This is a genomic window from Nitrosomonas sp. Nm166 (genome assembly GCF_900112825.1).
Taxonomy (GTDB): domain Bacteria; phylum Pseudomonadota; class Gammaproteobacteria; order Burkholderiales; family Nitrosomonadaceae; genus Nitrosomonas.
Map to the genome: position 1 here is coordinate 120,392 of NZ_FONE01000001.1, position 23,308 is coordinate 143,699.

Sequence of the window (23,308 nt, forward strand, 5' to 3'; positions counted from 1 at the left end):
ATTAATAAAACATTACTTAGCCTCGGCAGCCATTTTCCGATGGGATTCGGCCATCTCCATATTCTTTTCTGCAGCTTGCCCATAAAAATGGATTAAGGCCCGGCACATTGCATCCATATCTAGACCGCGTTTACCATAGTACTGTCGATGCGCCTCATATTCTTCGTACATTTTTTGGTGCTCTTGCAATTTTGCCTGCATTTCTTTAGCTGCATTTTCGTAATACTTAGCCAATGCTTCATGGTCAGCACGTGTTTTAGCAGTCTGAACAGCTTGCGCCATATCCATCGGATGAAGGCTCATTTGCGCACATGACACTAATAAACCCGAGATAATTAAAGCTACGATTTTAATTTTCATAATGTCTCCGTAATAAAAATATCCAATCTGCTATTAACAGCGGAGCATAGAATTTGCGCTTTTGCACACTTATTTCACTGATTAAGCGCTTCTAGGCCCAAACCAGACAGCTTTTCAACTTCTTGCATAATGAGCAGAGCTCGTAATTGCAAAACATTGCACGCACCTGCTAAGACGCGGAAAAGCTACTGGGTGTAATAGAGTTCTTGCCTGAGGTTACAGGCGGAATTTAAAAGGAGACAGTCAGCGGAGGACGTTGAGGTTGCGCGGGTATAAATGAAATGAAGCCTGAATTGAAAACAGCAATGTCGGAAAAAATGTTAGCAAGTAATGGTGGGAAGTAATCTGACATCAAGATATTACTATTTGCGCTACAGGAAGTATCGCCACACGGTTGAGGAGACATTGCTTGATCATCTGCCATTTTGTTATCTATCTGTTTGTGGCAATTATCGTGGTGATGATTCTCGCCGCTAATCATGGCTAAATCATAATTCATGTTTTCCACAGTACACACAGATAAAACAGCGGCCGTGACGCCCTGAACGGGTAGCCACAGCATAAAAAAGATCAATATCCACTTGCTCGTGTCCATTCTCATTTTTTTATTATAAACAATTTCTAGTCTTGTATTAGATAAAGTTTTCCCTTTCACTAACGAATAAATCACATTGCATCACAGCGATTATTTAATCTCTGCGGGTTCAATTCCTCGCCCCCTGGGACAAAAGCTGTTTGAAAATCAGCAGATTGAAGAGCGCAGTTAATACCCCGCTGCTTGCGGCGGGACGCTTTATTATATCGCAGAAGATATTATCCGCCCGAGTGGCCGAGAGTAACTTCAGGCAAAGTTATTCTGCTCACACTTTAAATGAACGAGTCTGCTGGGTGACAATAGGTTCTTGGGATCAGCGACACTTGTTCTGGTATTTTCTTTGCTGGACAGCGTCAATATTTACGCACAAGATGCTCAATTACCGGGTGTCGTTATTACACAGCACCGGCTGGAAAACCAGATGAGCCAGCGGGATTCCAGGCTGATACGATATTGCAAGGAGATCGCTTGTGTCGGAAACGTGAAACTAATCAGCCCGTGGTTTACCGGTGGTGACCACATAACGCGGATTTCTGCCTTTTTCAATATGCTCGATTTTAATGATGATGCGCCGTAGCCGTTAACAGGCAGATGGTAGGGCATTTAGCAGCGCCATCCTTCAAGACTGCGATACAAGATCAGGAGGCTATCGCATATCTCAGCCACAAGCGGATTAGGTTAGGGCGTACCAGGCAAAAAAAACGGGATCGCACCGCTTTAAAGCTTTTTTGCACAACGGAAGTAACGCAAAACTCTACCCTTCCCGATAAAGCTGTAAAGGCGTTGGGCTGCTAAATGTGGCGTTTAGGACCCAGTCGATGTGCCGGTACAACTGACTATCATCGAGCGAAAATCGTCCATGAATCCCATCTTCTCAGACATATCCGGGACACTCTTCCCACCCGTAATAAATTTATTATGATCCCGAAAATTTCGGTTGTCGAAAATGGTAAGGTCGGTTTTTGGCCCCGTCTGCAGACTACGTACCTTATTTTCCCAATCGAAGCCAAAAGGCCCCACCATCCGGCCGAGGCTAATCGGGCCCATCAACATCAGGCTGTCGCCTTCATAATTTTTCTTATCGTAGAGTTTTACCCAGCACCCTTTTTTTTCCGCATCTGTGGAAACCTCGACGGGAACCATCATCAATATCGGCATTGGGATGGTTATCTTGCCATCCTTGCTCCCCGTTTGAGGCGCGCTTTTATTATCATCTGAACGAGGGGGTTCGTTCATTATCGGCCTGTCGGACGTGTCTTGGCTATTGGCGCCAGTCGCCGTACCCAGTCCAAGCACGATGGTAGCTGCGACCAGAAAATTACGCGTGTTCATCGTCATATTATTCATATTTACCTCCAAGAATTGAAAATAGCAGTAAGGCCGTTACCATAAGGCTACTTGGCTACTTCTTGTATTGATCGATTCAAGGTTGGGCAGCCCAAGCAGCCTACCGTGTTAACTTTGTGAAAATCGATTTCGTCGAGGATAGCGCCCCGAAGATCCGCACCCTGCATCGTTGCATTGTCTAGCTTCACTCCCTTCATGTTTGCCCCGCGAAAATCGGCGTTTGTCATCACAGTACCTGAAAGGTCAGCTCTTTGAAGCTGGGCATCACGAAACCGAGTCATGGTAAGATTAGCGCCGCTTAAATCTGCGCCTTGAAGTTGTGCGCCGGTGAGATCCGCCCGCGTCAAGTCAGTGCTCTTAAGGCGGGCACCATGCAAATGCGCCTGATTGAGCTTAGCGTCAACCATGGTGGTATTTTTTAAATCGGCCTCATCCAGCATCGCGCCCTTGAGATCAGCCCTATTGAGGTTGGCAAGGTGCATGTTGGCATTCAGCAGTTTGGCCCCCTGCAGATTGGCCCCGCTTAGGTCCGACTGGAGAAAAACGGCCCTCGCGAGGTCAGCCCCTTGCAGGTTTGCGCCCTGCAGATTCATCTCTACGCAAAGCGTGCCTGACCGGATCGCGCAGCCGTTTATCTCTTTCGCCATCGCGCTATTCACGGCGAACAAAGCAACGAGCAAAATAATTTGTCTATTCATTGTTTTTGTTTTCCTAATGGTGACTAAAAAATAAGCATAAGAAACTTTCTGATGTTATTCAGTACGATATTTAACATTAGTTAGGAGCGGAATGGCGCCCCCATCCTCATAAATTGTATAGTCCCGCAATGTGCTGGTGTAATTATGAACAGCTACGGAAGGAGGAATTATGGGATCAGTACTGCATGGAAGCACCCGCACGACATAGGTAACCCGTCGAGCGATACAACCTAGCCAATAAAACCTGAAAGCATTGGCTGAACGCCACGGGGTTAACGTGAAGGGTGATTAAATGGAAGAAACGCGATTTTACCCATGATGTGCCGACATATGAGTCCGAAGGAGTCGCGCTCAACCGTCCTTGCGAAGGAAAAGAGGCTGTCATTGTCGCCTTCCGCCGATATACGCTTTTTGTTCTTGGATGATTGCCTGTATGCTTTGCAGCCGGCTATTGTCGGCCTGATGCGATCGAACCTGCATCGCTGCTTGCAACGGCATGGCATATCTCGTTTGCCGGAGATTGGAGGCGACAAACCTGCGAAGAAGAAATTTAAAAATATCCCATTGGTAACAAACTTATGGACATCGCGGAAGTTCAAACGAAGGAAGGTAAGCTATCTGTTCGCCGCCATTGACCGCACATCAAAGTACGTCCAAAAGCTGCATGAGCGCTCCGCAAAATTGATCGGCAGATTTCATAGGCAACCTGCTTAAAGCCGTCCCTTACAGAATTCATACTGTCCTGACCGACAACGGTATCCAGCTCGCCATTGCATCTGCGACAAATACGCCTTCATGCATATTTTTGATCGCGTCTGCGGTGAATGGTATCGAACATCGACTGACAAAGTAAAACATCCCCTTGGACCAATGGACAGGTAGAGCGCATGAGCAGAACCATTAAGGAGGCCACAGTCAAGTGCTAACCCTATAGTTCACATGATCAACTGAAAGCCCATATGCACAGTTTGCCTCAGGCTCATAACTTCGCACGCCGTCTCAAAACTCTCAATCGGCCTTAATGCCCTATGAATACATCTGCAAGATATGGACAAAAAAACCTGAACGCTTTAACGTTGATTCTTTCCAGCACACCGTGGGACTAAACACATAACGCTTGCGGAGCAGCCGTCTGGAGGCAAACTTGGCTGTGAGCTTTTGTACTTTTTTATCTCACTGATCGTGCAATTTACTAATATTTGTCAGGTTACTCAACAAAAAAGCACATCAGCAAGCTGATGTGCTTTTTCTTTTCTTAATTACTCCTTAAGAATGATATTACAGCAACGGAATAATCAATAATGCTACGATGTTAATAATTTTGATTAATGGATTAATCGCTGGGCCCGCGGTGTCCTTGTAAGGATCACCTACCGTATCGCCTGTCACCGAGGCCTTATGAGCTTCACTGCCCTTACCACCAAAATAACCATCCTCGATATGTTTCTTCGCATTATCCCAGGCACCACCGCCGGTTGTCATGGAAATGGCGACAAATAAACCGGTTACAATGGATCCCATCAGTACGCCACCTAATGCCTGCGGTCCAAGGATGATTCCCACTAACACAGGAATCAGCACAGGTAATAATGAAGGATTCATCATTTCCTTTATCGCTGCTTTGGTTAGCATATCCACTGCACGAGAATAATCGGGCTTGCCTGTGCCTTCCATAATGCCAGGGATTTCTTTGAACTGACGGCGCACCTCAATAACTACCGATCCTGCGGCACGTCCTACAGCTTCCATCGACATGGCACCAAACAAGTAAGGGATCATACCGCCAATGAAGAGACCAATAATGACCATGTGATTGGAAAGATCAAAAGTCAGTACATGCCCTGCATGATCCAATGCATGAGTATAGTCAGCAAACAGCACCAGTGCAGCCAAACCTGCGGAACCGATTGCGTAGCCTTTGGTGACAGCCTTAGTGGTATTGCCCACGGCGTCCAAAGGATCTGTAATGGCGCGCACTGAATCTGGCATTTCTGACATTTCAGCGATACCGCCGGCATTATCAGTAATCGGACCATAAGCGTCCAGAGCCACAATAATACCGGTCATGGACAGCATCGCAGTGGCGGCAATCGCAATACCGTACAAACCTGCTAATGCATAGGCCAATATGATACTGATACAAACAGCCAGCACAGGCGCGCCAGTTGCACGCATGGAAACCCCTAAGCCAGCAATAATATTGGTTGCGTGCCCGGTCGTCGAGGACTCAGCAATATGCTGAACGGGGGGATAATCTGTTGATGTATAGTACTCCGTAATGACTACCATCAGTCCTGTGAGCACCAAGCCAATCGTTGCGGCCAGGAATATGCGCATTACCAGCATTCCACCAGCGACTTCAGTACCATCAATCGTCAGAGACATATCGCCCATGAACCAGACAGTCACTGGGAGATAAGCAAATAGAGCAATACCACCGGCTACGGCCAGCCCGCGATAGAGCGCGTTCATAATGGTACCGCCCTCGCGCATCTTGACGTAATAGCAACCAATAATCGACGCGATGATGGAAACTGCACCTAACATGAGTGGATAAATCACCGCACTCATCGTATTCGTTGCAAATAATAGTGCGCCCAAGATCATGGTGGCAATAATCGTCACCGCATAGGTTTCAAACAGATCGGCGGCCATCCCCGCGCAGTCGCCTACATTATCACCGACATTATCAGCAATCACCGCAGGATTGCGTGGATCATCTTCTGGAATACCTGCTTCTACTTTTCCAACCAGGTCAGCCCCTACGTCCGCGCCTTTGGTAAAAATACCGCCGCCCAGACGGGCAAAAATAGAAATCAGCGATCCGCCGAATGCAAAGCCAATTAGAGGCTTAATCACATCGCTGACTGCCTGATTGGGATCTGCACCGTCAAATAACATGGCGCAATATCCGGCAACACCCAGCAAACCTAAGCCGACTACCAGCATTCCGGTAACAGCACCGCCACGGAAAGCAATGGCAAGCGCTTCATTCAATCCGACACTTGCAGCCTGCGCAGTGCGTACATTCGACTGAACTGAAACATTCATACCAAGAAAACCAGCCGCACCTGAAAGGATAGCACCCAAAGCAAAACCAATGGCTGTATCCAAACTAAGTGCTAGTGCAAGGGCAATAAATAAGACAAAGCCCACGACACCAATAGTCATGTACTGACGTTTCAGGTACGCCGATGCACCCTCCTGTATAGCAGTAGCAATTTCTTGCATACGCTGGTTGCCAGTCGATTGAACATAGATGCCCCTAATCCATATACCGCTGAATATCAGGGCTAAAATCGCACTACCTATCGCGATAATTAAACCATTAGCCATAAAGAACTCCAATTAAAGTCAGACCATACAAAATCATATGCAGAATCTTGGCCTATAAAATTCCACAAAATTAAACACTTGTTTAAAACCCGGGTACAATCAGGACGACGTATTTTATATGGGCACTTCTAAAAATCCAAATTTCGTTACATTGCCTTGTCATTTACAAAAAGATTTCCTAACCTGCTGCAGTACTACCATTTTTGTTTGTATCTTGCTTTGTTTAAAATTCTGACTTTTTAGAGGCATCCTTGTTACTTAAGGGCATCAAATTTAATAGAATTTGGGATTGCAATGGATTTAATCAGCATCATTCAATTTCATTACAACACCATAAGCTGCAATCCCTTACCTTTTAGATCTTGAATTCACTCAGCTTTTTCTCAACTGCAACATTTTCTAGCCGAACATAATCAGGCAAGCCATTTTTATACGGCGGATAATCTTCACCTTCAATCAGAGGCGCCAAATATTCACGGCAGGCCTGGCTGATGCCAAATCCATCTTCACTGACAAACTCAGCCGGCATCATTTTTTCAACATTAGCGACATTGGCGAGTTGCGCCATACCCACCGTCCAGCGATACGGTGTATTGGATTCTCGAACAATCGTCGGCATCACTGAGTTATGCCCTGCTATCGCATATTCCACCGCCGCCTTGCCCATCGCATACGCCTGCTCTACGTCGGTCTTGGAAGCAATATGACGCGCCGCACGCTGCAGATAATCGGCAACACCCCAGTGGTATTTCAGTCCCAGTCCCTCTTTGATGATATTCGCCACCACAGGTGCAGCGCCACCCAGTTGTGCATGGCCGAACGCATCGCGTAGTCCCTGATCGGAAAGGAAATTGCCGTCCTCTCCTTTAACGCCTTCTGATACCACGACCGAGCAATAACCGTATTCCTTGACGCAACGGTCCACTTTGGCGAGGAATTTTTCTTTGTTGAAGGTCACTTCCGGAAACAGGATAACAACCGGGATCTCGCAATCAGGACTCGAAGCCAGCCCACCCGCAGCAGCGATCCAGCCTGCATGCCGGCCCATTACTTCCAGTATGAAAACCTTGGTTGAGGTCTTGGCCATACTGGCCACATCAAAACTTGCTTCGCGTGTGGACACCGCAATATATTTCGCAACTGAACCAAAACCAGGGCAGCAGTCAGTAATGGGCAAGTCGTTATCGACCGTTTTAGGAACATGAATCGCTTGAATGGGATAATCCAGTGTATCCGCTAATTGCGAAACCTTAAGGCAGGTATCAGCAGAATCACCGCCGCCATTGTAAAAGAAATAGCCAATATTATGAGCTTTAAATACTTCGATCAGACGTTCATATTCACGGCGATTTTGCTCCAAACTCTTCAATTTGTAGCGACAGGAACCAAACGCACCGGATGGGGTGTAGCGCAGTGCAGCAATTGCTGCTGCTGAATCAGCATTGGTGTCAATCAGATCTTCAGTTAATGCACCGATGATCCCATTACGACCCGCATACACATTACCGATTTTATCGGCATGCTGGCGTGCTGTTTCTAAAACACCCGCAGCGGAAGCGTTAATAACAGCTGTAACGCCACCGGATTGGGCATAAAATGCATTTTTTGCCATTTTTTTCTCCTGATTGATCAAATCATAAGCCAAGCTAAGCTAGCTGATTTCCATTTATCTGAACGTACAAAAACCTAAGGCGCGATTCATCGCGATCTAAAGTTAGAATTCCGTTATATGAATCTAAAGACGAAGCTGGTTAAATTTATTTTAATGCTGCAAAAATCCGGTCGCGAATTTCTTCAACCGTACCTATTCCAGCTATTTTGGTATAGCGAGGCGCGTCTTCCCCGCCATTTGCCGACCATTTTGAATAATAGTCAATTAAAGGCTCAGTTTGCTCATGATAAACTTCTAACCGCTTTCTGACCGTTTCTTCCTTATCATCATCGCGCTGTATGAGCGGTTCACCGGTGACATCATCCCGGCCATGCATTTTGGGTGGGTTAAAATCCACATGATAAGTGCGTCCCGATGCTGGATGAACCCTACGGCCTGACATACGCATGATAATTTCATCATCCGCAACATCAATTTCAACCACAAAATCAATCGGTACGCCCGCTCCTTTCAACGCATCGGCTTGCGGAATCGTGCGCGGAAAACCGTCAAACAGGAAGCCGTTAGCACAATCGGGCTGCGCAATGCGTTCTTTAACTAAGTTAATGATAATGTCGTCAGAGACCAGCCCACCGGTATCCATTATTTTTTTTGCCATAACGCCCAACTCAGTGCCCGCTTTAACAGCACTTCGCAACATATCGCCGGTAGAAATTTGTGGAATAGCAAAATGTTCCTTAATATAATTGGCCTGAGTACCCTTCCCCGCACCAGGGCCTCCTAATAAAATGACTCGGATGGTTATTCTCCCTCTATTAGCAATTAAAATTTACTGAATGCAGCGACGAACCGATATCTGCCACTTCAACGACATCACGCGATTATATCTCAGACAAGCCAGATACTCGAGTTTTTTACTACAGTAATTTTGATGAATTAAATAAGCTTCCTCATAAGTTGCGTTAATACAATGCAGGTTATGCGATAATTATCAATTCTTAAGAGGAAAAATCATGGATGAAAACAGAAGCAAGGCGCTTGACGTTGCGCTAGCCCAAATCGAGAAACAGTTTGGTAAAGGTTCAATCATGCGGTTGGGCGCTAACGATGTCGCCTATGACATACAGGTTGTTTCTACCGGCTCGTTGGGACTTGATATCGCGCTGGGTGTAGGGGGGTTACCGCGTGGTCGGATCATCGAAATTTATGGGCCTGAATCTTCAGGAAAAACCACACTGACATTACAAGTCATCGCTGAAATGCAAAAATTGGGCGGAACAGCGGCCTTTATTGATGCGGAACATGCATTGGATCCACAATATGCACAAAAAATAGGCGTCAATGTTCAGGAGTTACTGATATCTCAACCGGATAATGGTGAACAGGCACTAGAAATCGCCGATATGCTGGTACGTTCCGGTTCGGTTGACATTATTGTGGTGGATTCCGTAGCTGCACTCACGCCACGCGCAGAAATCGAGGGCGATATGGGCGATCCACAAATGGGATTGCAAGCACGATTGATGTCGCAGGCGTTGCGCAAGCTGACCGCCAACATCAAACGCAGCAACACCATGGTCATTTTCATTAATCAAATTCGCATGAAAATTGGCGTGATGTTTGGCAACCCTGAAACAACAACGGGCGGTAACGCATTAAAATTTTATGCCTCAGTGCGTCTGGATATTCGCCGCACCGGATCGATTAAAAAAGGGGAAGAAACGATCGGCAATGAAACCCGGGTGAAAGTGGTTAAAAATAAAGTAGCCCCACCATTCAAGCAAGCAGACTTTGATATTCTTTACGGTGAGGGTATTTCGCGTGAAAGTGAAATCATCGAGCTTGGTGTATTGCATAAGCTCATCGATAAATCCGGCGCCTGGTATGCCTACAAAGGCCAAAAGATCGGCCAGGGCAAGGACAATGTGCGCGAATACCTGAAAGAGCATAGGGAGATTGCTCAGGAAATTGAACAAAAAATTCGCTCCATCGTAGGTATAGGTGCCGTCGATCAAATCCAGTCTGAAAAAGAAAATATCGAAAAAGAGCAATAAGCGTGGTAAATAGCCGATCATTTCTAGAAATGCGCGCCTTACGTTATTTGGCGCAACGCGAATATTCTCGGCTGGAATTGGAACAGAAGCTTTTCACTCATGCATGTTTATCTCCTCCGGAAGCTTTGTCGGACGTTCTGGATAAACTGGAACAAAAGGGTTTTTTATCTGCTGACCGAGTTGTTGAGCAGGTAATACGCACACGCAGACCTCGCTTTGGTAGCCAGCGTATTGTTTATGAGCTGAAAGAAAAAGGCATTGATGAACAGTTAATTCACGAAGCACTGCCGGCTTTGAAAGAAACCGAGTTGGAGGTAGCCTTTAAAATCTGGCAAAAGAAATTTGGTCAACCGCCCAGCACGAGAGAAGAGCGTGGCAAACAAATGCGGTTCATGATGAGCAGAGGTTTTTCCATGGAAATCATCCAACAGGTTTTATCACAAGCTGACGAGGAAAATAGATGACAAAACTGCCAAAACTGCTTGTGCAGACCATACTCATACTGGCAATCGTATTGACCGGTCATCATGTCAGCGCCGAGGAGGTCGTACCCATCAGCGAAATCAATACATCACCCGCCAATTTTGATGGCAAAGAAGTTAAGCTGAGAGGCGTTGCAAGGAGCCCTACGCGCCTACCGCTAATCAATCTAAAATCCTACATATTAGAGGATAAGAGCGGCGAAATTATGGTCTTGACCGAGGCGGATTTACCCAAGATGAATGAGGAAATCACTATCCGGGCCAGAGTTAAAAGTCTGGCAATTGTCAAAGGCGAGGCATTGGGTTTAACAGTCACTGAATTGGAACGATACGAGCAGCAACTAAGCATATGAAAAGCAGCGAAATAAGACAAAAATTTCTTGAATTCTTTGAATCGCATGGTCACACCATTGTTGCGTCCAGTCCTCTTGTGCCGGGCAACGATCCTACTTTATTGTTCACCAACGCCGGAATGGTGCAATTTAAAGACGTATTTCTGGGTCAGGACAAACGGCCCTACATGCGTGCAGTAAGCGCGCAGCGATGCGTGCGTGCCGGCGGCAAGCACAATGATCTGGAGAATGTCGGTTACACGGCACGACATCATACGTTCTTTGAAATGCTGGGAAATTTCAGCTTTGGCGACTACTTCAAACGCAATGCCATTTTGTTTGCCTGGGATTTTCTGACTAACACCCTGAAAATCCCGCGCGACAAATTATGGGTTACCGTCTATGCGGAAGATTACGAAGCGGCAGATATTTGGTTGAATGAAGTCGGTATCGAGGCAGCTCGAGTCGTACGGATCGCCACCATGGATAATTTCTGGCAAATGGGTGATACCGGTCCATGTGGCCCTTGTTCCGAGATTTTTTACGATCACGGGCCGGAAATCGAAGGCGGTCCGCCCGGTTCTGCTAATGCCGATGGTGACCGTTATATTGAAATCTGGAATCTGGTGTTTATGCAGTATAACCGGGATAGTACCGGTACCCTTCATCCCCTGCCCAGGCCATCTGTGGATACCGGCATGGGGTTGGAGCGGATTTCCGCAGTGATGCAGCAAGTCCACAGCAATTACGACATCGATCTATTCCAGAGCCTGATTCAGGTAGCTGCACGCGTGACCAACACCAAAGACTTAGCGGATAACTCCTTAAAAGTAATTGCCGATCATATTCGCGCCTGTTCCTTTCTGATTACCGATGGCGTCATTCCGAGCAGTGAAGGGCGTGGTTACGTGTTACGGCGCATCATCCGCCGTGCCATTCGTCATGGTTATCAGCTGGGGCAAAAACAACCTTTCTTTTATCGATTGGTAGAAGACTTATGCCAAGTGATGGGGCAAGCCTATCCAGAATTAGTCGAAGCCAAGGTCTGTGTCGCAGGCGTCTTGCTGCAAGAAGAAGAACGTTTTGCTGAGACACTGGAAAACGGCATGCAAATTCTGGAAGCCGCACTCAGTCAGAAAATCAAGGTACTGGATGGTGAAACCGCATTCCGGCTCTACGATACTTTTGGCTTTCCGATTGATTTGACCGCCGACATTGCCCGAGAGCACGGTATTACCATTGACCATGCCGGCTTTGAGCAAGCGATGGCGCGCCAGCGTGAGCAGGCACGTGCTGCCAATAAATTCACCATGCAGGAGGGTATTGAATACCGTGGCAACCCAACTACCTTCTATGGCTACGAAGCGCTGCAGCGTGAGGGGCAGGTATTAGCCATTTATAAACAGGGTAGTCCGGTTGATTTTATCGAAGCCGGTGATGAAGCGGTCATTGTTCTGGACCAAACCCCTTTTTATGCCGAATCAGGTGGACAGGTTGGTGATTGTGGCGAGTTACTGGCGGCTAATGGCACCTTTGCAGTCTCCGATACCCAAAAAATACAAGCCGATGTATTTGGTCATAAAGGCTTATTGCGCAGCGGCCGGCTAGTAATCAAGGATAATGTGCTGGCCAAAGTCAATCTGCTCACCCGCACCAGCACTGCGAATAATCATTCTGCGACGCATCTGTTGCATGCTGCGCTGCGTAAGGTGCTGGGCCATCATGTAGTGCAAAGAGGTTCGCTGGTGGATGCCAATCGCACGCGCTTTGACTTTTCCCATACTGGGCCGCTTACCACCGATGAGATCCGCGAAATCGAGCGTCTGGTCAACGAGCAAATCAGGCATAACTGGGCGGTTGAATCGTCAACCATGAAATATGATGATGCGATCAAGCGCGGTGCCATGGCGCTGTTTGGTGAAAAATATTCTGATATGGTGCGCGTCATCGGCATGGGTGAATTCTCCATGGAATTATGCGGCGGCACGCACGTATCGCAAATCGGGCAGATCGGTTTTTTCAAGATTGTAGCGGAATCAGGTGTGGCCGCAGGTATCCGACGGATCGAAGCGGTTACCGGGAAGGCCGCAGTGGAATATGTGCAACAACGCGAAGCGCAACTACAGGAAATCGCTCATACCTTAAAGACTAATCCGCAGGAAGTTACGCAAAAAATTGCCCAGATCATTGAAAATGTGCGGCAAACAGAAAAAGAACTGGCGCGTTTAAAAACCAAACTTACCACCTCTCAAGGTATTGACTTGGCGGCACAAGCGCAGCAAATCAACGGCATCAAGGTTTTGGCTGCCCATCTGGAAAATGCTGATGCAAAAACTTTGCGTGAAACGTTAGATCAGCTCAAAGACAAACTGAAAACCTGTACCATCGTATTAAGCGCGGTTGAGAATGGAAAAATAACGCTGATTGCCGGTGTCAGCGCTAATCTGACCAATCAGATCAAGGCTGGCGAACTGGTCAATTTTGTCGCCCAGCAAGTCGGCGGCAAAGGCGGCGGCCGGCCGGACATGGCGCAGGCAGGCGGCACACAACCGGAACATTTACCAGCAGCGCTTGCAAGCGTGACGACTTGGGTGGAAAAGAAAATAATTTCTTGATTAACAGATAGATTGATCTCATTATGATCATTTCTATCGCCACGCCTGCACCTATGCTACGGCTCCAGATACTTTCCGCATTGAGTGCCCTATCACATCAGGTTGTTTTACGAAATGAATGCCAGCATCATTCAACAGGTGGTGGTGTAAAAACCTCATTGACCTGACTAAAAGAGCCGCCCGGCGTTGGGCCGCCGCTGATCACATACAGGCGTCCATTGACGACGGCTGAACCAAGCCCGTGGCGTGCAGTCGGCATCGGAGCCATGGTGCGCCATTGATCGGTCGCCGGGTTATAGGCTTCGTTAGTGGCAAATGTACCTTCTCCCGATTCGCCACCGATCACATAAATCCAATCATTGATCACCCCAGCGGTTATACCGCTTCTGGGAGTTGGGAGATTTGCACGTGATCGCCATTGATTGGCTTGTGGATCGTATTCCTCAACGGTTCCCATATTACGCCGATAATCCAGTTCAGGCCGGCCGCCGATGGCATAGATCCGGTTTCCAGCCGCTACCACTGCCAGATGGTCTCGCGCGGTAGGCATGGCTGCGCCGGATGACCAGGTATTAGTTTGTGGGTCAAAGATTTCTACTGCACCAGAATTGTATTTGCCATCATAGCCACCTATCGCATACAAGCGGTTCTGATAAACAGCAACGCCAAGCGCGCCGCGGGCAGTCGGCATCGGTGCGAGCTCACGCCATTCCTTTGTGGCGGGATTGTACTGATACACAGTAGGAACCGCCTCCCAGACCGACATTAAAGATTTGGTGAATCCACCGATCACATACAATAGTCCATTTAGAGAAGCGATCCCTGCATGATGCCGACCTTCCGGCAAAGGTGTGGTAACTGACCAAGAATCAGAAGTAGTGTCGTACACTTCTACTTCATTACTGATGGCAAATTTCAGGACGTTTTGTAAATTCGGTTTATTAAATCCGCCTACCACATAAATTTTATTCTCAACCGCCGCTGCAACCACCTCTGTCCGTTGTGTAGGTGCTGAAGCCGCCGTTGCCCATGTGCCTTTGGAAGTATCAGCCAGAACCAGATTGATATGGATTGAAGTGAAAAAAAGAATGCCTGCGATCATACAAAGTCTTGAGATCAACATGGAAAAGTTCCTCCAGAAAGTGATTAATCTTAGCAGATCAACAACCCGATGAATTTCCCAGCATCGCTGAGAGTTCACCGCTCTTTTCTTTGAGCCAGAAATGATCCTTGTTTTTGAACAAACTGGAAAGCTGCCTTAAATCGGTTTACTATTTTGTGGCAGGAGCCTACTGACCCAAACTGTTACGCAAAATTCAGGATACTCCTAAATTTCTTAATCAATCAACCCTGACTGGTCAAATAAAATGAACATACTCATTACCGGGGCAACAGGATTCATTGGTCGGCATCTCGTACAACGCTTGAAACAAGATCATCATACGATCAAAGTGCTGAGTCGGGATGGTGTTCGCGCTAGCCAAAAGCTGGGCGTGCCAGCCTATAGCTGGAACTATGCCACAGAAGAAGTGCCTGCTGGAGCATTGGAGAATATTCAGATGATCATCCATTTGATGGGTGAAAATCTCGCTAATGGTCGCTGGACAAATCAGCGCAAACGCGAGATTTATGAATCGCGCATTATCAGTGCCCGTAAGCTTGTAGCAGCAGCACCTCCCAGTCTGGAATGTTTTCTCTGCGCTTCAGCGATTGGTATTTATCCAGGCCAGGGGGGTGATATTTATGATGAATCCTACGCAGTACCCGAGCATGGAAATTTCATGCAGGCCATCTGCCGCGACTGGGAAAAAGAAGCCGCCAACATCGAGAGCAGAGGGGTGCGCCGGGTAAGCATCCGTACCGGGATTGTGTTGGGGGATGGCGGTATGCTGGCAAAGCTTTTGCCAATATTCAAGCTGGGACTAGGCGGCCCAGTCGGTGATGGACGTCAATGGTTGCCGTGGATTCATATTCACGATCTAGTCTCAGTCTACACAACTGCCGCCTTGGATACCCGTTATCAGGGTCCGGTAAATGCAGTTTCACCCAACCCGATACGATACCGGGACTTTGCAACTGCTCTCGGTAAAGTGCTGCATCGACCAGCCTTCTTCACTGCGCCGGCTTTTATGCTGAAGCTGGCGTTAGGAGAAGCTGCTGCCTTGGCTTTGAACAGCTATCACATCGTACCGACAAAATTAATGCAAACGTATGGCTTTGAATTCAAATTTACCCACCTTCCAGCCGCGCTTGAGAATTTATTCGAGTAAGGCTGAATCCGCTCCCTTTAGCTTTGATTCTGCTGGCTTGCATTCCATTTGCTCTGGCTCCTGCAAATCCTCATCCCAGGTAACCGAATGATAATCAAAACCATTTCGAGTGGTCGGTTTAATAATATCAAAGAAAGGTGATATATCGAAATCGCGGGGTGTGAACAAGTTATGCTGACGGATATGATAGATTTCCGCATAGCAGTCAGCATGCATCGGATCACCTGACTTAACTCGGCGAATCTCAGGCAATACGGGATAAGGTATCGATTGGAATGCTTGTGCAATCAAGGTAGAACAGATTGCCCGAGTCGGATCTCCGCTACCAAGGGCTAGCAGGCGCCTGCGGAATCTGGTTGGAACAGGTATAGTAGGAAGAGGAAGAAGATAGCGCATGAGATCAAAAACATTTTTAAGATCATATTGTTGTCCGATGCGTGCAATCACAAAATCCACTACCCGCTTGCGATCTTCATCGTTTAAACCAACAGGACGGCAAATACGGGTGTGCATTTGCGCATAGTGCGCAAGCGCCACAGCGCGCACCCCCTCCTCCAAATCAGCCTCAACCAGCATCGGGTGGGGTTGCCAAGGCGGTGTGTGGGAAGAAAGCGCATTGCCAACGTACAATGCGGCGTGTGACCACGTTGATTGAGTAAGATATCGAATGGCAACACTGACACGAGTATTTCCTTCAACCAGGAGAACATCTGCGGGCTGCAAATTAGCTAAAAGCTGTTCTTGGCTGACCATTGCGATCTGCGTACTTTGTCGCACTGGTTTAGTCAAAAACCGTGCTAACCCGCGACCTACAAGCTCAGCGAGCTGACCCATGAATCCTCCGAAAACAATTCAATACAGAAATTATTCGCAAAAAGAAGCAGTTATTCTTCCACAGGTTTTTGTTCCAGGCTTTTAATTTTTTCAAAAAGTGCCTGCCTTTCGCTTTCTAATTCCTTATAGCGTGTATAAAGACGATCCAGGTCTGCAGTATATTTTTCCATGCGCTCCTCTTTCTCCTTTCTACGTCGGAGGAGGTCTTCATAGTTTGGGACGGGAATGCTTCTTCCCGTCAGATTGAACGGTACGTTTTCAGGCACTTGTATTATTTCATGTTTGCGCAATTCTTGCGTCATTAAAAATTCCTGATAAGTGGATTGTGATTCCTGTGCAACGCGTGCCATTAATTTTTCCAGATGACGGATTTCTGCCTCTCTAGTTTCAGCAGACTCAGCCCAAACAGCCAGTGAAGCAATACATGAGAGCAATAAAATTAAGTAACGCATGATGTGTATGAATTTAGTAATAGATAGTAACCATACGCACCTGTGAGCGCTTGTCAAGTACCGAAAATCCTTAAAGTCGCTCGAATACAGCCGCAATGCCCTGACCACCCCCGATACACATGGTTACCAAAGCATAACGCCCGCCACAGCGATGCAGTTCGTAAATAGCCTTGATCGTCAGAATGCTGCCGGTTGCACCAATCGGATGACCGAATGCGACAGCACCGCCATTAGGATTAGTCTTTTGTGGATCAAAATGTAATTCTTTTGCGACCGCACAAGCCTGGACGGCAAAGGCTTCGTTGGATTCAATGACATCAAGATCGCTTACTTTAAGATTTGCGCGCCGCAAAGCTTGCTGAACAGCGGGGATGGGCCCGATACCCATGAATTTTGGATCAACGCCAGCATGACCATAGGAAACCAGCCGGGCCATCGGCTCCAGGTTGCGCTTTTCCGCCGTACTGCTTTCCATGAGCACCAACGCAGCCGCACTATCATTAATACCGGAAGCATTGCCTGCTGTTACAGTGCCTTCTTTCTGAAAAACTGGACGTAATTTGGCCAGACTTTCCGCGCTGGTGTTTTCACGAGGATGCTCATCCGTATCAAAAATGATTGTCTCTTTTCCGGCGGTGATTTCAATCGGCAGTATCTGCTCCTTAAAATAGCCGTTTTTGATAGCATGTAACGCACGGCGATGGCTTTCTGCCGCAAATTCATCCTGTTCTTCACGGTTGATCTGCCATTTAGCTGCAATATTTTCAGCCGTAATCCCCATGTGCACACGATCAAACGGATCGGTCAAGGCACCGACCATCATATCCACGGTATCACCATTATTCATCCGCTGTCCCCACCGCAGCGCCGGCAGTAAATAACCACCCCGGCTCATGGATTCGGCACCGCCTGCCACAGCCACATCGGTGTCGTTGAGTGAAATAGCTTGACTGGCTGAAATGATCGCCTGCAAGCCGCTGCCGCATAAGCGATTGACTGTCAGTGCCGCGGTATGTTGGGGCAAGCCGCCATGAATACAAGCTACACGCGATATATACATATCACGGGCTTCTCCATGGATCACATTGCCAAGCACCAGGTGACCAACTTCATTGGGATCAATTCTGGCGCGTAATACCGCCTCATGCACTACTTTTGCCGCTAAATCAGCCGGAGCAATGGATTTAAGCGCCCCGCCGTAATCGCCAATAGCGGTGCGCACACCACTTAACACAACCACATTTCTCATACATTTCCTTTATTACAGAGCCAAGCTCTGTTCTCATTCTATTCAGATAGATATCCTGGTGAGTTATTTTGCTTCACAATGCCAAGACGTTGTTTGAGTGTCGGAGAATGATGCCCATGATCCAGAACCTTAGCGTAGTACATGGAATTTTTTAACACTTTTTTGACATAATCCCGCGTTTCATTAAAGGGAATTGTTTCAGCGTAAATAGCACCTTCCAGGGGAGTAGTATTGCCACGCCAGCGCTTGGCTCGTCCTGGTCCGGCGTTATAGGCGGCGGAAGCGAGGAGCGGTTGATTATCCAGCGTATTGAGTACGTGCTTGAGATAATAAGTGCCTAAGCGCAGATTGGTATTCACATCCGTCACGAGATGCTGGCGGAAATTCTTTATTCCCAATTGCTTGGCAACCCATTCAGCGGTATTAGGCATCAATTGCATCAAACCCACCGCCCCCGCGTGTGATTTGATGTCGGCAATGAAACGACTCTCTTGCCGGATCAGGCCGAACACCCACGCTTCGTCCAGTTCGTGCTGTTGCAGAACTTTTTTGAGCGTCTCTCGGTGCGGTGACAAAAAACGCAGACTAAAATCATGCTGGGATACGGTTTTGTTTGCCGTGTTAATTGCCCGGTCATACAAGCCATGACGACGGGCCACTTCTGCTGCAGCCAGCAGCTCTGCATCCTTAAAATTACGGATGGTCCAACTCCATTCGCGATACGCTTCGGTACGCAAATCCATACGGGAAAAAGCCAGTGCACGCTGTATGCCAGGCCTTTGCGCCATTGCAGATACTTCTTTCTGACTCACTCGATAAGTTTTATCAGCAATACTGAGCATCATTCCTAACTCTTCTCTGGCTAATTGACCATAAAAACTGTGCTCATCACTCAATGGAATCAAAATGTTATTTGCATCCAGGGTATTGCCTTGTGCTTTTAATGCACGTGCTTTCCAATAGCGCCAGGCATCGACTTGTTGCTCAGATGCGGACATTCTGTTGATAGTTCTCAAAACTTCATCCCAGTTTGCTGCCCGCAATGCCGCACGTACCTGCCAGGCGAGCACGGTATCCGAAGGAGGATAAGCTTGGGTGGTATTCTGCGCTTCCCTGAACCAGGCCAGTGCCCGGGAATCATGTCGCATGGCGGCGCGATGCCCCAATCTTCCCAGGAAATAGGAACGATCGGATGCAGTAAATTGGTCTTTTATTTTAAGCCAGCGGGTATAAGCCTGATCCGTGTCATTGCGTAACAGGCGCAGCAGTGCAAACAAGGCGATTTCACGGTCACTGCGCGTTCTGATTCTGCTTTTCAGCGTATCCAGATAGCGCAGCGGATTTTTGGCAGCGTTATTCAATTCAGCGTTGTTCAGCGCCTCATTGCTGGATAGGTAACGATTCACATGGGTAGCTACGCCGGTTTGCCCTTCTTCCAATGCCAACCGGATGCGGGTCCAGATATCCTCCAGAGAAATCTGCCCGCTATGAATTAAGGTTTGGAAAACAGGTGTGCAGCTATCCGGCAAATTGGTCGAAGTAAACCATAGGGCGCGTGCATCCGCCAGCGCCGTTTTATCTTTGAGATTAAGGTAGTGCTGATAGTAATAGCACATCAATTCAGTATCCTTGTTAACCACTAACGGATACTCGGCTTCAAAATGTTGCCATTGTTGATTTTTACCCAGCACCTTGAGCCAGTCGCTGCGTAGTCGATCCGCAACCAGCGTGCCTTCATGACGCAAAAGAAAATGGGTGATGGTTTCTATGCTAGTTGTTCGAAGCACCATGCGCAGCTGAAAATACTCCACATAGGGCCATAGCACATGGCGTTGTAGCCGTCTGGCGTAATCATCTAAAAGTTTGGCATTTCCTGTCTGGAATGCTTCGCGGGCAGCAATAAAATCACTGTCCTGATTTGCTGATAACGGTCCAACATAAGCTAAAAGGATTAATCCGAACAGGTAATTTCTCATCGCTATTAAAAATGAAACAGGCGTTTTTCAATTACACTGGGCTCTCACAGCAAAGCTGTGAGAGCCCAGTGGTGATACATTCCAGTACCGATAAATCAGTTAATTGACAATAGCAATCAGATGATGCCTTGTCCCAGCATGGCATCGGCTACCTTGACAAAACCGGCAATATTAGCGCCGTCCACATAGTTAACGCTGCCATCAGGCTTGGTACCGTATTTCAAACAGGATTTGTGAATTGCCTGCATAATTTCCTTTAAGCGCGCATCAACTTCTTCCCGCGTCCAAGACATCCGCATCGCATTCTGGCTCATTTCCAGACCTGATGTGGCGACACCGCCTGCGTTACTGGCTTTACCGGGCGCATAAAATACCTTGTTATGAAGGAAACATTCGACGGCTTCGGCAGTCGATGGCATATTTGCGCCTTCGGCAATACATATCACACCATTGTTAACCAGAGTCTGCGCATCGTCTCCGCTAATTTCGTTCTGTGTAGCACAAGGTAATGCCACCTCGACCGGCACATGCCAAGGTTTGACGCCCGGCAGGAAATTTACCTTGGCGCGTTTGGCATATTCATCCAGCCGTGCATACAAATGATTTTTTACTTCGATCAATATCGCCAGTTTCTCGGGAGTAAAACCATCTTCATCCACGATCGTGCCACTGGAATCAGATACGGTAATTACCTTGGCACCTTGCGCCATCGCTTTTTCTACGGCAAATTGCGCCACGTTGCCTGATCCGGAAACAGAAACACGCATGCCTTCCAGCGAACGTCCTGCATGCTGCAATACTTCCTGGGCAAAATATACCGTACCATAGCCGGTTGCTTCCGGGCGCATCAGCGAGCCGCCAAAACTCAATCCTTTACCGGTAAACACACAATCCGCGCGATTGGATAATTTTTTCATCATCCCTGCCATAAATCCAACTTCACGACCACCCACACCGATATCCCCCGCAGGAACATCCGTATCAGAACCGATATGACGAAATAATTCACTGATAAAAGCCTGGCAGAAACGCATGATTTCGCCTGGACTTTTTCCTTTTGGATCAAAGTCAGCTCCGCCTTTACCGCCCCCCATGGGCAGCGTCGTCAATGCGTTCTTGAATGTCTGTTCAAATGCCAGAAATTTAAGAATAGACAAGTTAACAGAAGGATGAAACCGGAGACCGCCTTTATAAGGACCAATTGAAGAACTGTGTTGTATCCGATAGCCACGATTGACTCTGACATCTCCATGATCATCGACCCAGGATACTCGAAATATAATCACCCGCTCCGGCTCGACCAGTCGATCCAGCAAGCCGTGATCCGCATAACGAGGATTTTCCGTAATGAAGGGCCACAAACTCTCCATGACCTCAGTTACTGCTTGCATGTATTCTGGTTGATTAGGATTTCGCTCAGCCACATGCGTACTGAACTCCTGAAGATTTTTATATTTCATTTCAATTTCCCCGGCTAATGAAAGGTTATTTTCAAATAACGGAATTCTGCCAAATTAATTCACAAGCTGCACTGTATTTTTGTTAAAAAATTGGGTTATTACAACAGTTTTTTATTACCGTGACCTTTATTCATCCGTGACTACGGACTGGCTGCAATATTGATCTCATCATTTCAAAGATGATGCTCACTCAATCTGTGGATAAAGTTGTTGATAGTTTGAGAAATAGGGAATAATGGGTTGCTATTTGCTATTTTTAGCTGAGATAGCTCACCATAGAATAACTCTAAATTGCAGAGAAGAAGACTCAAATCCTTTACAAAAGTCGTCAATCGTACAAAAACGCTATAGTACCCATCAGAATCTGACTCCTCTAGTGATGAAACCCTTTCCAAAATCGCTTCATCATAAGGAATTCAGATTCCTTTTACAGCTTTTCTTATGTCGAACTTACGTTATTTACAAATTGTGATCGTATAAGTCGGAAATGGGTTCTAATTTCATTGCTGATTTTGGATTAATTACCACTTTCCAAACAGCAATCATTAAACCTAGAATATCCGTAAGAAGTGCCGCACCTGCTGATGTTATGATTGTCTCAGGAAAAGAAGTGTGATTTACAAGTATATAGAAACATCCAATTCCAATTAAAGGAAGCATAATTCCTGCAATACACCCCATACACAAACGTAGCACAAACCATTGTGCATCTTGTTTTTTTCTCTGATCAAATGTTTCACGTACCTGTCGAAGACGTTCCTCAACTCTAATAAGATCTTTAGCGGAGATGGTGTTACTCATTCTTCGCCCTCTTTGTGCCTTGCATTTCTGTCAGCAATTCGCTTTCTGGCTTTTTCAAAAAGATAAATTGAGAAAAAACCGATAATGCCCCCGCCTATCGCGACCACCGCGGCCACCGTATAAGCTAAACGCTCCGTGAACACTTGCTCTTCAGTAGAGATCACTATAAAAAAGGCAATCATAATCATAGAGAAAACAATTATTACAATGCCAGTTGATAGAATTAAACGAAAGTTTTTACTCAGCTGAATATGTGAATATTCCTCAATCTCTGATTCAAGAATCTTAGATTCTAAGTCGATTCGCTTCTTTTTAGCTTCTAAATCCTCATTTCCTAAAGGAAGTACTTTTCGTAAAGCACTACCATGCTGCTTTATAGATTGCGCTAAAAAATGAACATCTTGCTTGAAGCTAGCATCATCAGAAAGATCAATTTTCTTAATATCACGCAATATATATGGCAATGATATCTTTGAGTCCTTGGTAGAGATAACAGGAATAACTAATTTTTTACTTTCAAGAGCAAGAGCTGATTCAAAATTAATAAACTCATTATCCTCACTGCGTTCACTAAGAACGACAAGCACAACGCGAGCAGATGAAATAGCTTTAGTAATATCATGTGTCAAATTAGAACCGAGTAAAAATGATTCTTCATTGAACCAAACTGATAGCCCTTCGTCTCGTAATTGATTTACAAGTCTTCGAACAAACGATATATCAGAGCGCGCATAGCTTATATATACATCAGAGGAGATACCTTCAGAGTATTCCGTTTCTAACACAGTATCACTCATAATTTCGATATTAATAAGTAGTAAAAAATTTACTTATC

At 46.7% G+C, this 23,308-nt stretch carries 21 protein-coding genes and 1 pseudogene; 7 read left to right on the forward strand and 15 right to left on the reverse strand.

The genetic code is table 11. The features are described 5' to 3' along the window. Positions 1-12: 12 nt before the first annotated feature. Both BM021_RS00545 and BM021_RS00550 read right to left on the reverse strand, forming a co-directional pair. Positions 13-360 carry a hypothetical protein gene (locus BM021_RS00545; protein ID WP_090717454.1) on the reverse strand — a complete coding sequence of 116 codons (348 nt, stop codon included), beginning with the start codon at positions 358-360 and terminating at the stop codon, positions 13-15. 229 nt (positions 361-589) lie between these two features. Continuing rightward, positions 590-1,015 carry a hypothetical protein gene (locus tag BM021_RS00550; protein WP_256207698.1) on the reverse strand — a complete coding sequence of 142 codons (426 nt, stop codon included), beginning with the start codon at positions 1,013-1,015 and terminating at the stop codon, positions 590-592. Positions 1,016-1,262: 247 nt separating this feature from the next. On the opposite strand from BM021_RS00550, the gene BM021_RS00555 reads away from it, so the two are divergent. Then, positions 1,263-1,532 (forward strand): hypothetical protein, encoded by a 270-nt coding sequence (locus BM021_RS00555; RefSeq protein ID WP_090717456.1) that lies wholly within the window; start codon positions 1,263-1,265, stop codon positions 1,530-1,532. A gap of 227 nt (positions 1,533-1,759) precedes the next feature. On the opposite strand, the gene BM021_RS00565 is transcribed toward BM021_RS00555, so the two are convergent. Together BM021_RS00565 and BM021_RS00570 are read right to left on the reverse strand one after the other, a co-directional pair. Next, a complete protein-coding gene (locus tag BM021_RS00565; protein WP_090717462.1) occupies positions 1,760-2,302 on the reverse strand; it encodes a beta/gamma crystallin domain-containing protein in 543 nt (180 codons plus the stop codon). A 47-nt stretch (positions 2,303-2,349) separates the two neighbouring features. Continuing rightward, positions 2,350-3,000, reverse strand: a complete 651-nt coding sequence (locus BM021_RS00570; protein WP_090717465.1) for a pentapeptide repeat-containing protein — start codon at positions 2,998-3,000, stop codon at positions 2,350-2,352. A gap of 223 nt (positions 3,001-3,223) precedes the next feature. On the opposite strand from BM021_RS00570, the pseudogene BM021_RS00575 reads away from it, so the two are divergent. Continuing rightward, positions 3,224-4,114: pseudogene (locus BM021_RS00575) on the forward strand (integrase core domain-containing protein). Between the two features lie 164 nt (positions 4,115-4,278). Here the strand turns inward: BM021_RS00575 and BM021_RS00580 are convergent. The 3 genes from BM021_RS00580 to adk all read right to left on the reverse strand — a co-directional run bounded on the left by BM021_RS00580 (position 4,279) and on the right by adk (position 8,747). Further along, the gene (locus BM021_RS00580) at positions 4,279-6,336 is read right to left on the reverse strand and encodes a sodium-translocating pyrophosphatase (RefSeq protein WP_090717468.1); all 2,058 of its coding nucleotides are present in this window, start codon (positions 6,334-6,336) and stop codon (positions 4,279-4,281) included. Positions 6,337-6,691: 355 nt separating this feature from the next. Then, the gene (locus tag BM021_RS00585) at positions 6,692-7,948 is read right to left on the reverse strand and encodes a 6-phosphofructokinase (protein ID WP_090717471.1); all 1,257 of its coding nucleotides are present in this window, start codon (positions 7,946-7,948) and stop codon (positions 6,692-6,694) included. A gap of 145 nt (positions 7,949-8,093) precedes the next feature. Further along, positions 8,094-8,747: an adenylate kinase gene (gene adk, locus BM021_RS00590; RefSeq protein ID WP_090717474.1), complete on the reverse strand. Its 654-nt coding sequence runs from the start codon at positions 8,745-8,747 to the stop codon at positions 8,094-8,096. Positions 8,748-8,961: 214 nt separating this feature from the next. Between adk and recA the strand changes: the two genes are divergently transcribed. From recA to alaS, 4 genes are read left to right on the forward strand one after another with little or no spacing between them, the layout of a single operon-like run. Next, positions 8,962-10,002, forward strand: coding sequence for a recombinase RecA (gene recA, locus BM021_RS00595; RefSeq protein ID WP_090717475.1), 1,041 nt, complete (start codon positions 8,962-8,964; stop codon positions 10,000-10,002). A 2-nt stretch (positions 10,003-10,004) separates the two neighbouring features. Next, positions 10,005-10,466: a recombination regulator RecX gene (recX, locus tag BM021_RS00600; RefSeq protein WP_256207699.1), complete on the forward strand. Its 462-nt coding sequence runs from the start codon at positions 10,005-10,007 to the stop codon at positions 10,464-10,466. Beyond that, on the forward strand, positions 10,463-10,837 hold the full coding sequence (locus BM021_RS00605) for a hypothetical protein (RefSeq protein WP_256207700.1): 375 nt from the start codon (positions 10,463-10,465) through the stop codon (positions 10,835-10,837). The genes recX and BM021_RS00605 overlap by 4 nt, the downstream gene beginning before the upstream one ends. Next, complete coding sequence (gene alaS, locus BM021_RS00610; protein ID WP_090717481.1) at positions 10,834-13,431, forward strand: alanine--tRNA ligase; 2,598 nt, start codon at positions 10,834-10,836, stop codon at positions 13,429-13,431. The genes BM021_RS00605 and alaS overlap by 4 nt, the downstream gene beginning before the upstream one ends. 127 nt (positions 13,432-13,558) lie before the next feature. Here alaS and BM021_RS00615 read toward each other — a convergent pair whose 3' ends face one another. Continuing rightward, positions 13,559-14,554: a Kelch repeat-containing protein gene (locus BM021_RS00615; RefSeq protein ID WP_256207701.1), complete on the reverse strand. Its 996-nt coding sequence runs from the start codon at positions 14,552-14,554 to the stop codon at positions 13,559-13,561. A 244-nt stretch (positions 14,555-14,798) separates the two neighbouring features. Here BM021_RS00615 and BM021_RS00620 point away from each other — a divergent pair, with 244 nt between their 5' ends. Next, positions 14,799-15,701: a TIGR01777 family oxidoreductase gene (locus BM021_RS00620; RefSeq protein ID WP_090717487.1), complete on the forward strand. Its 903-nt coding sequence runs from the start codon at positions 14,799-14,801 to the stop codon at positions 15,699-15,701. On the opposite strand, the gene BM021_RS00625 is transcribed toward BM021_RS00620, so the two are convergent. The 7 genes from BM021_RS00625 to BM021_RS00655 all read right to left on the reverse strand — a co-directional run bounded on the left by BM021_RS00625 (position 15,690) and on the right by BM021_RS00655 (position 23,258). After that, positions 15,690-16,535 (reverse strand): YiiX/YebB-like N1pC/P60 family cysteine hydrolase, encoded by an 846-nt coding sequence (locus BM021_RS00625; protein WP_090717490.1) that lies wholly within the window; start codon positions 16,533-16,535, stop codon positions 15,690-15,692. The two genes, BM021_RS00620 and BM021_RS00625, sit on opposite strands and share 12 nt — an antisense overlap. Positions 16,536-16,585: 50 nt before the next feature. Next, positions 16,586-16,987 carry a hypothetical protein gene (locus tag BM021_RS00630; protein WP_090717493.1) on the reverse strand — a complete coding sequence of 134 codons (402 nt, stop codon included), beginning with the start codon at positions 16,985-16,987 and terminating at the stop codon, positions 16,586-16,588. A 70-nt stretch (positions 16,988-17,057) separates the two neighbouring features. Then, the gene (locus BM021_RS00635) at positions 17,058-18,236 is read right to left on the reverse strand and encodes an acetyl-CoA C-acyltransferase family protein (protein WP_090717495.1); all 1,179 of its coding nucleotides are present in this window, start codon (positions 18,234-18,236) and stop codon (positions 17,058-17,060) included. A gap of 38 nt (positions 18,237-18,274) precedes the next feature. Beyond that, positions 18,275-20,212: a lytic transglycosylase domain-containing protein gene (locus BM021_RS00640; protein ID WP_090717498.1), complete on the reverse strand. Its 1,938-nt coding sequence runs from the start codon at positions 20,210-20,212 to the stop codon at positions 18,275-18,277. Positions 20,213-20,328: 116 nt separating this feature from the next. Further along, positions 20,329-21,672, reverse strand: coding sequence for an NADP-specific glutamate dehydrogenase (gene gdhA / locus BM021_RS00645; protein ID WP_090717500.1), 1,344 nt, complete (start codon positions 21,670-21,672; stop codon positions 20,329-20,331). Positions 21,673-22,131: 459 nt separating this feature from the next. Further along, positions 22,132-22,473, reverse strand: a complete 342-nt coding sequence (locus BM021_RS00650) for a hypothetical protein (protein ID WP_090717504.1) — start codon at positions 22,471-22,473, stop codon at positions 22,132-22,134. Next, complete coding sequence (locus BM021_RS00655; RefSeq protein ID WP_177186261.1) at positions 22,470-23,258, reverse strand: toll/interleukin-1 receptor domain-containing protein; 789 nt, start codon at positions 23,256-23,258, stop codon at positions 22,470-22,472. The genes BM021_RS00650 and BM021_RS00655 overlap by 4 nt, the downstream gene beginning before the upstream one ends. Between the last annotated feature and the right edge of the window lie 50 nt (positions 23,259-23,308).

What these genes read in the sequence shown, in the direction of transcription:
- BM021_RS00545 (WP_090717454.1), bottom strand. Translation starts at nt 360, where the DNA reads ATGAAAATTAAAATCGTAGCTTTAATTATCTCGGGTTTATTAGTGTCA.
- BM021_RS00565 (WP_090717462.1), bottom strand. Translation starts at nt 2,302, where the DNA reads ATGAATAATATGACGATGAACACGCGTAATTTTCTGGTCGCAGCTACC.
- BM021_RS00570 (WP_090717465.1), bottom strand. Translation starts at nt 3,000, where the DNA reads ATGAATAGACAAATTATTTTGCTCGTTGCTTTGTTCGCCGTGAATAGC.
- BM021_RS00580 (WP_090717468.1), bottom strand. Translation starts at nt 6,336, where the DNA reads ATGGCTAATGGTTTAATTATCGCGATAGGTAGTGCGATTTTAGCCCTG.
- BM021_RS00585 (WP_090717471.1), bottom strand. Translation starts at nt 7,948, where the DNA reads ATGGCAAAAAATGCATTTTATGCCCAATCCGGTGGCGTTACAGCTGTT.
- recA (WP_090717475.1), top strand. Translation starts at nt 8,962, where the DNA reads ATGGATGAAAACAGAAGCAAGGCGCTTGACGTTGCGCTAGCCCAAATC.
- BM021_RS00605 (WP_256207700.1), top strand. Translation starts at nt 10,463, where the DNA reads ATGACAAAACTGCCAAAACTGCTTGTGCAGACCATACTCATACTGGCA.
- alaS (WP_090717481.1), top strand. Translation starts at nt 10,834, where the DNA reads ATGAAAAGCAGCGAAATAAGACAAAAATTTCTTGAATTCTTTGAATCG.
- BM021_RS00615 (WP_256207701.1), bottom strand. Translation starts at nt 14,554, where the DNA reads ATGTTGATCTCAAGACTTTGTATGATCGCAGGCATTCTTTTTTTCACT.
- BM021_RS00620 (WP_090717487.1), top strand. Translation starts at nt 14,799, where the DNA reads ATGAACATACTCATTACCGGGGCAACAGGATTCATTGGTCGGCATCTC.
- BM021_RS00625 (WP_090717490.1), bottom strand. Translation starts at nt 16,535, where the DNA reads ATGGGTCAGCTCGCTGAGCTTGTAGGTCGCGGGTTAGCACGGTTTTTG.
- BM021_RS00630 (WP_090717493.1), bottom strand. Translation starts at nt 16,987, where the DNA reads ATGCGTTACTTAATTTTATTGCTCTCATGTATTGCTTCACTGGCTGTT.
- BM021_RS00635 (WP_090717495.1), bottom strand. Translation starts at nt 18,236, where the DNA reads ATGAGAAATGTGGTTGTGTTAAGTGGTGTGCGCACCGCTATTGGCGAT.
- BM021_RS00640 (WP_090717498.1), bottom strand. Translation starts at nt 20,212, where the DNA reads ATGAGAAATTACCTGTTCGGATTAATCCTTTTAGCTTATGTTGGACCG.
- gdhA (WP_090717500.1), bottom strand. Translation starts at nt 21,672, where the DNA reads ATGAAATATAAAAATCTTCAGGAGTTCAGTACGCATGTGGCTGAGCGA.
- BM021_RS00650 (WP_090717504.1), bottom strand. Translation starts at nt 22,473, where the DNA reads ATGAGTAACACCATCTCCGCTAAAGATCTTATTAGAGTTGAGGAACGT.